13 protein-coding genes are annotated in these 12,062 nt (G+C 45.2%); 2 read left to right on the top strand and 11 right to left on the bottom strand.

Annotated elements, in window-relative coordinates:
- Positions 1-2,186: cation-translocating P-type ATPase (locus tag J7J01_05870; GenBank protein MCD6210403.1), on the top strand; the 2,186-nt coding region annotated here is incomplete at its 5' end.
- An 82-nt stretch (positions 2,187-2,268) separates the two neighbouring features.
- On the opposite strand, the gene J7J01_05875 is transcribed toward J7J01_05870, so the two are convergent.
- Positions 2,269-2,844 (bottom strand): tyrosine-type recombinase/integrase, encoded by a 576-nt coding sequence (locus J7J01_05875; GenBank protein MCD6210404.1) that lies wholly within the window; start codon positions 2,842-2,844, stop codon positions 2,269-2,271.
- A 61-nt stretch (positions 2,845-2,905) separates the two neighbouring features.
- A complete protein-coding gene (locus tag J7J01_05880) occupies positions 2,906-3,289 on the bottom strand; it encodes a 50S ribosomal protein L32e (GenBank protein MCD6210405.1) in 384 nt (127 codons plus the stop codon).
- 332 nt (positions 3,290-3,621) lie between these two features.
- On the opposite strand from J7J01_05880, the gene J7J01_05885 reads away from it, so the two are divergent.
- Positions 3,622-3,897: a Sua5/YciO/YrdC/YwlC family protein gene (locus J7J01_05885; protein MCD6210406.1), complete on the top strand. Its 276-nt coding sequence runs from the start codon at positions 3,622-3,624 to the stop codon at positions 3,895-3,897.
- Between the two features lie 72 nt (positions 3,898-3,969).
- Here the strand turns inward: J7J01_05885 and J7J01_05890 are convergent, their stop codons facing one another.
- From J7J01_05890 to J7J01_05930, 9 genes are all read right to left on the bottom strand, one after another.
- Positions 3,970-4,782, bottom strand: coding sequence for a UbiA prenyltransferase family protein (locus J7J01_05890; GenBank protein ID MCD6210407.1), 813 nt, complete (start codon positions 4,780-4,782; stop codon positions 3,970-3,972).
- A 168-nt stretch (positions 4,783-4,950) separates the two neighbouring features.
- Positions 4,951-5,313, bottom strand: coding sequence for an HTH domain-containing protein (locus J7J01_05895; GenBank protein MCD6210408.1), 363 nt, complete (start codon positions 5,311-5,313; stop codon positions 4,951-4,953).
- A 157-nt stretch (positions 5,314-5,470) separates the two neighbouring features.
- Positions 5,471-5,899: a CBS domain-containing protein gene (locus J7J01_05900; GenBank protein MCD6210409.1), complete on the bottom strand. Its 429-nt coding sequence runs from the start codon at positions 5,897-5,899 to the stop codon at positions 5,471-5,473.
- 141 nt (positions 5,900-6,040) lie between these two features.
- Positions 6,041-7,183, bottom strand: coding sequence for an MMPL family transporter (locus J7J01_05905; GenBank protein MCD6210410.1), 1,143 nt, complete (start codon positions 7,181-7,183; stop codon positions 6,041-6,043).
- Positions 7,184-7,187: 4 nt separating this feature from the next.
- Positions 7,188-8,357, bottom strand: coding sequence for an MMPL family transporter (locus tag J7J01_05910; GenBank protein MCD6210411.1), 1,170 nt, complete (start codon positions 8,355-8,357; stop codon positions 7,188-7,190).
- Positions 8,358-8,363: 6 nt separating this feature from the next.
- Positions 8,364-9,680 (bottom strand): COG1361 S-layer family protein, encoded by a 1,317-nt coding sequence (locus J7J01_05915; GenBank protein ID MCD6210412.1) that lies wholly within the window; start codon positions 9,678-9,680, stop codon positions 8,364-8,366.
- Between the two features lie 20 nt (positions 9,681-9,700).
- Positions 9,701-10,237 (bottom strand): hypothetical protein, encoded by a 537-nt coding sequence (locus tag J7J01_05920; protein MCD6210413.1) that lies wholly within the window; start codon positions 10,235-10,237, stop codon positions 9,701-9,703.
- A gap of 110 nt (positions 10,238-10,347) precedes the next feature.
- Positions 10,348-11,736, bottom strand: a complete 1,389-nt coding sequence (locus J7J01_05925) for a radical SAM protein (protein MCD6210414.1) — start codon at positions 11,734-11,736, stop codon at positions 10,348-10,350.
- 12 nt (positions 11,737-11,748) lie between these two features.
- Positions 11,749-12,062: SPASM domain-containing protein (locus J7J01_05930; protein ID MCD6210415.1), on the bottom strand; the 314-nt coding region annotated here is incomplete at its 5' end.

The raw sequence follows: 12,062 nt of genomic DNA on the forward strand, positions 1-12,062 counted from the left end.
CGTATGGAAGAGGAAAAGCCGTGGTAACAGCAACGGGTATGCGAACCGAGTTAGGGAAGGTTGCGAGGATGCTGGCAGGCGCAAAAGAGGAGGAGACGCCACTGAAGACCCGACTAAGGGAGATTGGACGGTGGTTGAGTGTCTCATATTTAGTTATCTGTGCAACTCTCTTTGCACTGGGTGTGCTCACCGGGGTCACTCTACTACGTATGCTTTTATGGAGTATAAGCCTTGCAGTAGCGATAGTGCCAGAGACGTTACCACTTATTATCACCGGGACGCTTGCGCTGGGAGTACAGAGGATGGCGAAGCGAAACGCAATAGTGAGGAAACTCCCGGCTGTTGAGACCTTAGGCTGCATAACCACGATATGCTCAGACAAGACAGGGACGCTGACGAAGAACGAAATGACCGTCCGCAGGGTGTATGCAGGTGGGAAGCTGATGGAAGTTACAGGAGCGGGCTACGCACCTGCTGGTGATTTTATTGACACAGAAGGAGTAAGGAGCGAACAAAGTGAGGACGAGGACCTGAGATTGGCGCTCCAAATTGCAGCACTGTGCAACGATTCTCATCTGGTAAAGGAAGAGGAAGCAGATGGGTATGGGTATGCGTATGCGGTTAGTGGTGAGCCAACAGAAGCCGCACTGGTGGTAGCAGCGGAGAAAGCAGGCATGAATAAGGATGCACTGGAGAAGAGCTTCCCAAGAGTGGGTGAGATACCGTTTGAGCGAGAGAGGAAGAGAATGAGCACGGTTCATCTTGTGGCGGGGAGAATGGTGGCATACGTAAAAGGTGCGCCGGAGGTTCTACTTGAGCTCTCCACCGGTATTTACCGCAGTGGTGAAGTTAGCCAGCTAACAGAAGCAGTGAAGAGAGAAGTGCTGAACATAAGTGATAAGATGGCGGCAGAAGCTTTGCGTGTGATTGCAGTTGCGTATAGGGAATTGCCATCCGGGAGCAGGAACGGGAGCGAGAGCGAGTACAATTATACCGCAGAGGAAATAGAACGGGAGCTTGTCTTTGTCGGTCTGTTTGGTATGAGCGACCCGCCACGTGAAGAGGTGAAAGAAGCGATAAAACAATGTAAAAAGGCAGGAATAAAAGCAGTTATGATTACGGGCGACCATAAATTGACGGCAGTGGCAATAGCAAAGGAGTTAGGAATGATGCCCTTTAACCGTGATGAAGAAGTACTGACCGGTGTAGAGTTGGACAAAATGAGTGAACAAGATCTTGAGAATCGTGTTGATAGCATAGTGGTCTATTCGAGGGTCTCTCCAGCACATAAATTACGAATCGTGAATGCATTGCAGAGGAAGGGTAATGTGGTGGCAATGACTGGAGATGGTATAAACGATGCACCGGCATTGAAGAGAAGCGATGTGGGCGTGGCAATGAATTCCGGCACTGATGTGGCGAAAGAAGCATCTGATATGATACTGGTGGATGATAACTTCGCGACCATAGTGGCAGCGATAAGAGAAGGTAGAGCCATTTATGATAATATGAAGAAGTATCTCACTTATGTGCTTTCTTATGCATTTGCAGAGGTATGTCTGCTGGGTGGTGCGTTCCTGTTTGGCATCTTTGCTCGTGGAATGCCACTGTTTCCACTCACTGCGATACAGATTTTATGGACGAATTTAGTGATAGAGGACCTGCCGGCAATGGGTTTGGGTATCGAGCCCCCGGAGAAGGATATAATGGAGCGTAAGCCGAGAGCCACAAACGAAAGAGTATTCACAACTGAGATGGTTCTCAGCCTCGTACTCATGTCTATTGTAATATCTATGGGGTGCATGATGATCTTCCTGAAAAACCTTTCAGATCCTGATATTCATATGAAGAAGGCGCAAACGATGGTATTCGCAACGCTTATATTTTATGAGGTATTCAATGCCTTTAATTGCCGCTCAGAGAGGTATTCTTTGCTGAGTATCGGCATATTTGCGAATAAATGGCTGATATTGGGGGTAATGGGTTCGCTCATGCTCATGGTTCTGGCAATACAGGTCCCTTTCACAGGTCGCTTCTTCCATACTGTTCCTCTAACCTGCATAGAATGGTGCGTTGCAATTGCTATAGGCACCACGATCCTGGTTGCCGTGGAGCTGTGGAAAGTGATATTTGGAATTGGGATTAGAATTAGAAAACGAGCAGGAGAAAGGTGCAGCATCCAGTAAATGGTCGCAATGGAAAACTCACAAAGAGCTTTGCTATCTCTTGCTTCTTCTACAAACGCAAGAAGCCACTTCACTTCAATCATCAATCATCGTATATCTCCCGATACTTCCTCTCCACATCCTCGGTCGTAACATGTGTATAGATCATTGTGGTCTTCAAGTCCACATGCCCTGCTAAATACTGCAATCGCGCGATATCGATACCTTTACGCCAGGAATTTGTGATGAAGAAATGGCGAAAGGAATGACAGGATACATTCTTATCCACGCCTGCGAGCCGCGCGTATTTCTTCGGCAGGCGCTGAATTTGGCGATATGAGATGCTCCTGAATACATAATCCCCAGGCTTCATTCGCTCTGTGTATCGCTTCAGCAGTGCGATGGTGGCATCATCAACCAGTACCTCTCGCCTCACATATTTCCGCTGCTTCAATGAATACACCCAGAGCCTCTTGTTCTTGAAGTCAATATCCTTCTTCTGGATCCCATACTTCCACCTGCCCTCTTCCTTCTTATATACTCCGTATAACTCACCTATACGAATACCTGTACGTGCAAGCAGTCGTAATATCAAATAATCACGCTCATTTACGATTGCAGCATCCAGAATTCTATTCAGTTCTTCCTCTGTGAGCGGGTCAGGAGCCCTCTTTGGCATTGGTATTGGTATTAGTATTAGTATTGGTATTGGTATTGGTATTTTGCTATTGCTATTTACTTTACGTGCTGGGACTGGAACTGGGATTGAGTACTCTTAGCCCGATAGACGCTGCTTCTGCCTCTATTTGCTCCCTCTTCTTACCACCTACCCCGGACGCTATCCGCACAGCCACCTCATCAGGCATGAGATTCTCCAGCTCGCGCGGATTGTACACCAGTACCTCACGAATGCCAGAAGGATGCAGCCCCCGCTCTTCTCTTTTTCGTCTGTAGCCCACTTTCACCCATGCACCTTTCGCCGCTATATGCTCCCTGAGCTTATTATCGAGCCCTCGTGGCTTCCTCCAGCTCTTGCTCAGCTTCTTCTTACTACGCCATCCATATCGTTCGAACTTCGGCTTCCTGCTCCTACGCCTGCTTTTGCTCTTGCTCATGCTCATCATCGCTTCTTTACTATCTTATATAACTTCCACGTATATAATAATGACTGACACATAAGGCTAAATATAAATGAATGAGGAAAGCAGGATAAATATAAAGTAGGCGGGAGTGTTTTTCAGAGAGGGAATATTGATGAGTTCTTGAATCTTGTAATGAAAGAACTGCCTCCAATTACGTCAATTGATGAAATAGAGTTAAAAGATGAACCCACTAATGGGTATGAGGATTTCGAAATAATATAGCTCAGAGGGTGAAAAGACTTCTATAATCGCAGGTATTTAATTTCATGCACAAACAATTTCCTGTCCAGGGTGCGGTCTGAAATACATACTTTATGGAAGATGGAAGACCAGCCAAACCTTTCGCAGTGATGTTCAGGGATTTGAGTGTGGTAGAGAAATACGTAGAGCTAAAAGAGGGTAAAGAAAAAATACTGAAAGCCGTGCAAAGACCCTTTTTGCTTTTGGATAAGAACTCATCCCCGGATGATTTAGACGGTATTTCGCCCGGATTAGGAAATGTTGGCGTGTATTTACCATATCCTCCATTACGAGTAATCTACCAATTTCCCTCCTCTCTGTCATCTTCTCTACCGCTTCCGCTTCTATAACACTATCTCCCGGACTGACACGCTCAAGCGTGTGCTCATCCTCTCTTTAATTTAACGCGAATTCTATTCCAGTTATCCCTCTTCATTTAGCGCAGGAATTACTATTGATAAAACATCTTTGAGTTCACCCCTGCATGTATATATGGGATATGCGATTAGATATGCAAAGGCACCGCCATGAAGCAACATTCCAATATCGGAACAATAAGCGATTAGCTCTAAATTCGCGATGGATACCAGAACGACCGAGGCGAGCAGAGCCCAACCCCTCTTCAGACCAACTCTAACAACGGTAGTACTTGAAATCCCTAAATCTTCACTGTAATCATTTATTTGATGCGTGAGTAACGCCTCGCAAGCAATTATCATAAACAGGGAGGCAACCAGCAGTGTAAGCGTGTTTAAATCACCTCCTGCCAGCGTAAAACCCGCTAAAAAGGGAAACAAGCCAAACATCACACCATGTGTTATTATATCAACAATAAATCTTTCTTTAAGCCTTATATATTTTACTGAGTAGAGCGTGAGAGAAGAAATACTTAGCACTGTGAATAAAGCTCCTGTTAGGGTTAAAAAGCAGGAAAGTGCGATTGGAATTACGAGTAGCAAACTCATGAGCACCAAAGTTTCTTTTTTCGTTACTTTGCCCGCGGAAAGTGGATTTTTACCCATCCTGACTTTTTTCGTATTCCGTTTGTCTATTTCAACATCAAAGTAGTTGTTTATGACGAATCCATAGCCTATCACACAGAAGAAGATTACGCCGATTAAAATGAAGGCAAAGGGCGTAGCATGTGCTAAAATCGCTCCTATAAGTGGGATAGGTGTGAAGAACCTTATCCATTCCTTGACCCTCAGCATTTTGAAGTTTTCTTTTAGGTTCATTTTATCCACTCCGCGCTGCATGTATCTAAAAACTTTCATACTATATATATGTTACAAATAATTCATATATCTGCATAAATACTTTCATATAAGATTAAATGACAAAATGCCAGAAAATGGTGATGTAGCAATGTGGCGATGCCGAATTATTGCTGTTTGAGGTTCATTTTATTTCAGAACTCTGGTAGTCTCATCCAATATCTCCTGTATCTTCCCCTTTACTTTCTTCCATGCTTCCTGAACAGGAACTGCAGTATAGATGTATTTAAGCCTTTTGCCCTCTTCCACCTTTTTTATTATAAATCCTTCCTGGTCTAATCGCCGGATATATTTCCGTATCGTTCGTTCCGAAAGATTCAGCAGGTTTTGTATTTGCTTTATCGTTAACGATGAGTTCAGTAAAAGATTGTAAATTTTTATTTCTATCGGCTTAAAGTTAAGAAAGCCTAAAATAACATTCAGTAACTCTATTGGTTTCTTTCCCTCTTTCAGCGCCTTCTCCATATCTGCAATATAAACCCTTTTTGCCATGCTTGATTTATATTTATATATACTATGAACAAATTACTATATAAACTTTCATAGGTATGTAATTCTTTTTACCATTAAAAGTTTTTGCTGTATCTACATCGTGATAACCCGTAAAAATCTAAATCTATACTGGCCTGGCATCTGACATCTGGCATCGTCAAATTGACAACCTCTTTATCGCACCATCCATAATAGCACTGCGCGAAACAATCCCTACAAGCTTATCATCCTCCATTACGAGTAATCTACCAATTCCCTCCTCTGTCATCTTCTCTACCGCTTCTATAACACTATCTCCCGGACTGACACAGACTAAGCGTGTGCTCATCCTCTCTTTAACACGAATTCTATTCCAGTCTTCTCTCTTCACGTGAAATAAATCTTTATACGAAATAACTCCTGCAATTTTATTCTCTTTATTTACTACTGGATAGCCCGGATGGTGGTATTCGCTAATCAAGGAATATAACTGCTCAAGAGTCGCATCTTCATTAATCGTAATAACATTCGTTTCCATAATGTCACCCACGGTCATACCCTGAAGTTGCTCGTTTAGAAGTTTCCTGAATTTTCTATTCATTCCCATGGTACCTCTACCCATTCATCTTCCGGCAATGCTTCTAAATCTCCCACGCTTTCGATTTTTACTTTTCGCATAATAAATTATTTGCCCCTCATTGCTCATCTTAGGGTTAGGCATTATCCTCTTTTTACTTATTCCAACCTTTTATCCTTTTCTCCGCTCCAACAGCACCAGAACCGCGGGCACCACCGTTAACGCCGCAATCGCACAGAACACCACTCCTACTGCCATCATCGTGCCCATATCCTTCATCACGGGCAATTTACCTAGTCCAAGGCACAAAAAGCCCGTCATCGCCGCTATCGTCGTTATCGTCATTGGATAGAATACATTCTTGAGCGTATCAACCATAGCATCCTCTCGTTTCTGTGTTCGTAGCTCAAATCTGAACCGTTTCGTAACCTGAATCCCGAAATCTATCCCGATGCCCATTATCATCGCCATCACACCCGAGGTCTGTGGTGTTATATTGAATCCAGCTAAAACAAGCGTCCCGTTTGACCAGATAAGACCAAAAACAATCGTCAACAGCGGAATAAGCCCGTATTTTAGCGATGCAAATAAGATTATCAGAATGACGATGATCAGTGCGAAGCTGACAAAAGAAGTCTTCCCCATTGTTTCCTGCGCAAGCTCTCGCATCGTTACCTCCGCTACCGGGTCGCCACTGAGTTCCACAACCACACCCGGAGGCTTATTACCTTTTATCACCTCGTTCAAGCCCTCTACTACTCTCGCTTCGTCCACATCCTCCTGCAGCTTCAAGCGCACCACGCTCATCGTATTGTCATCGCAGATATAATTGCTCATCTGCTGCTTCACCATTTCATTATGCTCCAATAACGACTTCACACTGCGTAACGAACTCGGTATTTTCCCCCCGTTCGCTTCTTTTATCACGTCCGCAGCACTTTCCGCGCTCACCACGCCATAAACGAGCTTCGCACGTTCCGCAAGAACATCCACGTATCTCAAGACTCTCGGGTCCCGCATATCACGTATCTCATCAGAACCTGCGTATCCAGGCGCTGCCTCCACAACAATCGTGGCACTGCTGAAACTACCTGCAAACTGGTCCGCTATTAGCTCGAATGTATTTACCACTTCTATATCCTCTGGTAGCCAATCCTTCTGCGATGTACCTGCGGTTTCCATTAATGATGCCTGGTAGCCCATGAAAATGGTGAATATGAAAAATATAGCCAGCACCACGGGTGCATGATGCGATACGAACTTTGCATACCTCTCCAGAGGCTTTTTCCCTAATCTGTTCAGTTTATCTCGCATTTTTTTAGTCCTTCCCTACCCATTTCTGCAGCCCTTTGGCTAATTTCCGCGCTTTTACACGCTCTTCAAACACGATAAAACATGGATTTACTACTGCTGCTGCGAGCCAGCAGAAGATTATACCCAGAGCGAGTGTCTGCCCTAAGTGCTGAACCATTGGCATCACAGAAAGCGTCAACGCGAGGAAAGCCGCGGTTGTCGTCGCTGCGGAGCCAAACGTTGATGCTCCTATATTAGACACCGCAATTCGCAATGCATCTCTCGTTGTATTACCACGACTTCTCTCTTCATAATATCTCGATACCATGAATATCCCGTATTCAACACCCAGACCAAGAATAATAGCTCCTATCACAACCGTGCTGATAGCTACAGGTATCCCGAGTAACCCCATCAACCCGAAAGTCCAGGTGAGTGCCATGATGAGTGGCAGAAACACTAAAAACCCCTTTGCGAACGACCGCTCCAGCACTACCAGAAGTCCAAAGATGATGATTGCAGCCACCGCAGTTGTGAATACCATATCCTCTCGCATCAATCTCAGCAGCTCTATTATTAGTGGCGCCATTCCTGTTATCTTATACTCTACCCCTGGTGGTTTCGTAATCGCATCCACATCATTTTTAATTATATTCGTCACCTCTGTCACCTTATCCTCACTTAAGCCCGCGGAGATGGGCACATGCACTAACGTGATGCTGTAATCGCGATTGAAGAAATACTCAGCACTGGGCACCGCAGCCAGCACACGCTTCACTCCTTCTATGTCGTCAGGAACGCCATATTTAAAGAACGGTGCAATAGACTGAACGTGACCTACTACCGCTGACTCGTCCTCCAGCCGGTTATGCAATTCAATCACTGATTTTATCACTCTTGGGTCTCTTATATCGCTTACTACGTTCTTCGCACCCGTATCCCGGTTCAGGCAAACCGCAACGACCAGGAACTCCTCGCCTTTGAACTTGCTCGCTATCTTGTCCTGTAAAACGAAGACGGGCAAATCCTCCGGCATCTCCTTCTCTATGTTGCCCTGGAAATGCAAGTTCGTTGCTCCATAGCCCAAAAACAGCGTCAGTATCACCGCCGCCAGTATTATCTGCTTATAATACCGGCATTGAAACGCTGCCAATTTTGTTAATGCACTTTCTATGCCTATCTTCCCTTTCAGCATATCTCGTTAGAAAAACCTCTTCCTTCTCAAAACCAGAACCACGAACAGAAGAAGCAAGGTTAATCCCGCTTCAAATCCGGGAATCGGAACCGAAAATCTGCCTGATGAACTCGAGCCCGAGGATGTCACTTCCAGCTGGATTTGCTTGTCAAATACATACACATTGTCATCGCCTAAGTCGCGGTCTCCAGTGCATCGTATCTCTATGCCCTGCGGGTATGTCTTCGGCAGTGCGTCCTTATCCACATCGAACTTCAGTATGCCCACACTATCTTCTCCTATCTTCAGGTTGCCCAGATAATCGCTCTTCACATCGTAATCGAAGGGCACGTCCGCCTCGCCCGTAATCCGCACGCTAACCGATTCTGCCTTCTCCGAACCCACATTCCGCACCTTCACGTGCAGTTTCACACCTTTATCACCTGCTCTTATCTTCGCAGGTTCAGTATAGTAGGAAATAATCTCAAATTCCGGTTTCGGCTCCACCAGTATCTCCACAGAACGCATCACCTCGTATTCTTTGCCATTCGTATCTTTGTATCTTATTCGCAGTGGTATGCTGTATGTATTCGATTCCGCGTTCTCTGCAACGTCAATATGGAATATCGCCTCAGCTTTTTCGCCTGAATTCAACCTGCCTATGTACGAGCGGTCTGTTCCAGACCACGAGGGCTTGAAACTCGCATTATTACTATTACCATCACAAATCAATACCGCTTCAATATCTTTCGCCGCCGCTTCGCCACTGTTCTCTATAAAAGCTCGTATCTCAATGTTCTCATCCCCAGGTCTTATGTCCGCAGGGTCAGTGGTTATATCCCCGATGTTTATCACCACACGCCCTTTTATATTGAAGGAAATCCCTAATTGCGCTGTTATGATATCGGTAGTTACAGTGCCCTTCTTCGGGTCAAAATAGTGCCCCCGCCACGAACATGCAATAGGAATGGAATAGACACCATTAAGTGCTTCTTCCTTCACATGCACCGTTATTTCCACTTCCTTCGAGCACCATGAGTTCAGTGTATTTATGTGCACTACGGTAGGTCCTATTAGCGATACAGTTTCTGTACCCTGAAACGCCAGCTTGATATCTTTTGCATCCATCCCTCCGTTGTTCTTCACCGTCACAGTCACCTTGCAGGTATCCCCGGGATGCAACTCCGTAGGCGTTACATGGGTTACCGTAATAGAAGAGAAAGCCGCTTCTGCTGGCGCTATAAACATAAACGACGGCACAGACGAAGCCATCATAAAAAACACCATACTGAGTACGCATAACGAAGCCAACTTCCCTATTTTTTCTTTAACATTTTTTCTCATTTCTTCTTCCCTCCTTTACTTTATCGCGTTATCTTCACCGAAATATTCTTTGCTACTTCTTCCACGTTACACTCCTCTATGTCTATGGACATCATATTTAGTTCGTCCATTATTCTTGAGAATATAAGAACAGCGAGGTTCAATTTCCTGTATTCATGTAGCATCGCAGTAAAAGTCTCCTTTACCTTTGCATCCCCGATCTTATCCCGACTCGTGGAGAGCAATTCAATCATCGGCTTTACATTCTCGGCGAGAAATCGCTTCAACAGGTCACCAAAGCTCTCAGTTAAGGAGGTATTAACCGAATAGCGGATTTCTCTTCCCTTTCTCTCCACTCTAATCATCGGTCCTTTTCTCAATTTCCCCAGGCTTCGACTGACCAATCCGCGACTGTAGCCCGTGCCCTCTTCTATCTCGCGCTGCGTCACGGGGCATGACTTGAAGAGTAAGAAGCCCCAGACACGCCCCACTGATTCCCCTATGCCCCATTGCTTCCCTATCTTCGCTAATGAATCTAACACTTCTTGCATCACTTCGCTCATATTATCATCACCCATCTCTATCCTCCATCATCATCCTCTATCTGTATTTTATACTTTTTACTGAAAAGTTAAATTGGTGAAATATTATATAAAGCTTCAACAAAACGCTGGTATCAATTACACTACTAATCTTTTAACGCCCGGTAGTAATCCAGAGCACCGGAAATAGCCTTCTTTATGATGAAGAACCTCCCGCTTAGCAGTTCCGAGAGCACATAGCGCGGTCTCAAGTAAAAGCTGATATAAGCCCGGTTGAGCAATTTCCTCAGTTGCTCTGCCGAAATACCTGGAATGTTCATTATTGGCTCTACTGTTGTATATCTTCTCCAGTCCTTCGTTATTAACAGCCCTTTCTCTTTCGCAATTGCAAAGAGCCTCGTACCTGGATACGGTGTGCATATCGTGAACTGTGCGTAAGTGGGATTTAACTTTTCCGCAAACTTTATCGTATCCTTTATCATCCTCACCGTCTCGCCCGGAACACCGATAATAAAAGAAGTGAGGACATTCAAACCCGATTGCTTCACGGTCTTCACCGCTTTACTCACACGTTCCAATGTGGTGCTCTTGCCAATGAAGTCCAGAACCTTCTGCGAGCCCGATTCCGCACCGATATAGATATCGTGACAACCAGCCCTTTTTAGCTTCTCCGCTAACTCGCGGTTTATTGTGTTTGCATGTGCCGAGCAACTCCAGGAGATGTCCATTCCCCCCTCATTCCGCTCATTTATCAGCAAATCGCATATCTTCTCCGCTCTCCTTCTGCTCAACGTGAAAGTATCATCCATGAATTCTATCTCTTTGACACCGAATTCTGTATTGAGCTTTCTCAATTCCTCTATCACATTCTCCGCAGACCTCGCACGCCATATCTTACCGCAAAGCGTGGAAGAAGCGCAGAAGATACAGTCGAATGGGCAACCCCGGCTTGTCATCATCACTCCGTATCTATGATTCCCGAATTTGTATTTATCCATAGGCAACAGGTCATAGGCGGGGAATGGGATTTCATCGAGATTATTTATGAATGGTCTGCTTTCTGTGGCTTTTATCTCACCATTCTGTCTGAATGTTATCCCGCGGACATTCTTCAGTGGCACGTTCTTCTCAAAGCAATTGAGCAGTTCCTTTGCTGTTAGCTCTCCCTCATTCCTCACCACTACATCCAATGCCGGGCATTCTTCAAGCGTTTCTTTCGCCGTAAAAGTCACGTGTGGTCCGCCAATCACGGTCTTGATGTCCGGGTTGAACTCCTTTGCAAGTGCAGCAACTTCATAAGCGTCGTAGATTGTAGGTGTAGTGGCAGTTATGCCCACGACATCGGGCTCATACCTCTTTAATTCCCGCTTTAACTCCTCTGCACCATAATCCAGGGTCAAGCCGTCTATTATACGAACTTCATGCTCCGGTCTGAGCACAGAAGCGAGATATGCTAAGCCAAGAGGTGGACTCGTAGTCCCAAGTACGATTTTAACGATAGATGCCGAATTCGGCTGTACAAGCATTACTTTCATAATCTTATAGCCTTATACCCTTATCCTTACCCCTCGCTCCCTGCTAATTATCTTATCCCATTCGTCTTTATACATTATACAGCCAGGGTCCGGGGCTTTTACGTCACCATAATACGCATAAGCCCTTGCTCGGCATCCACCACAGATATAGCGATAAGGACAGGAGGAACCGGCGTAATCGCTATTATCGCGGTCGCGCAGTTCCTGCAGCACTTCGTTATTGTCCCACACACGCTGGAAACCGTCTTTTATGACGTTACCGAGTTTTATCGGCATGAACACGCATGGCTGGATGTCACCGTTTTCTTCTATGGAGCAGTATATCC

Source organism: Methanophagales archaeon (assembly GCA_021159465.1).
Taxonomy (GTDB): Archaea; Halobacteriota; Syntropharchaeia; order Alkanophagales; family Methanospirareceae; genus G60ANME1.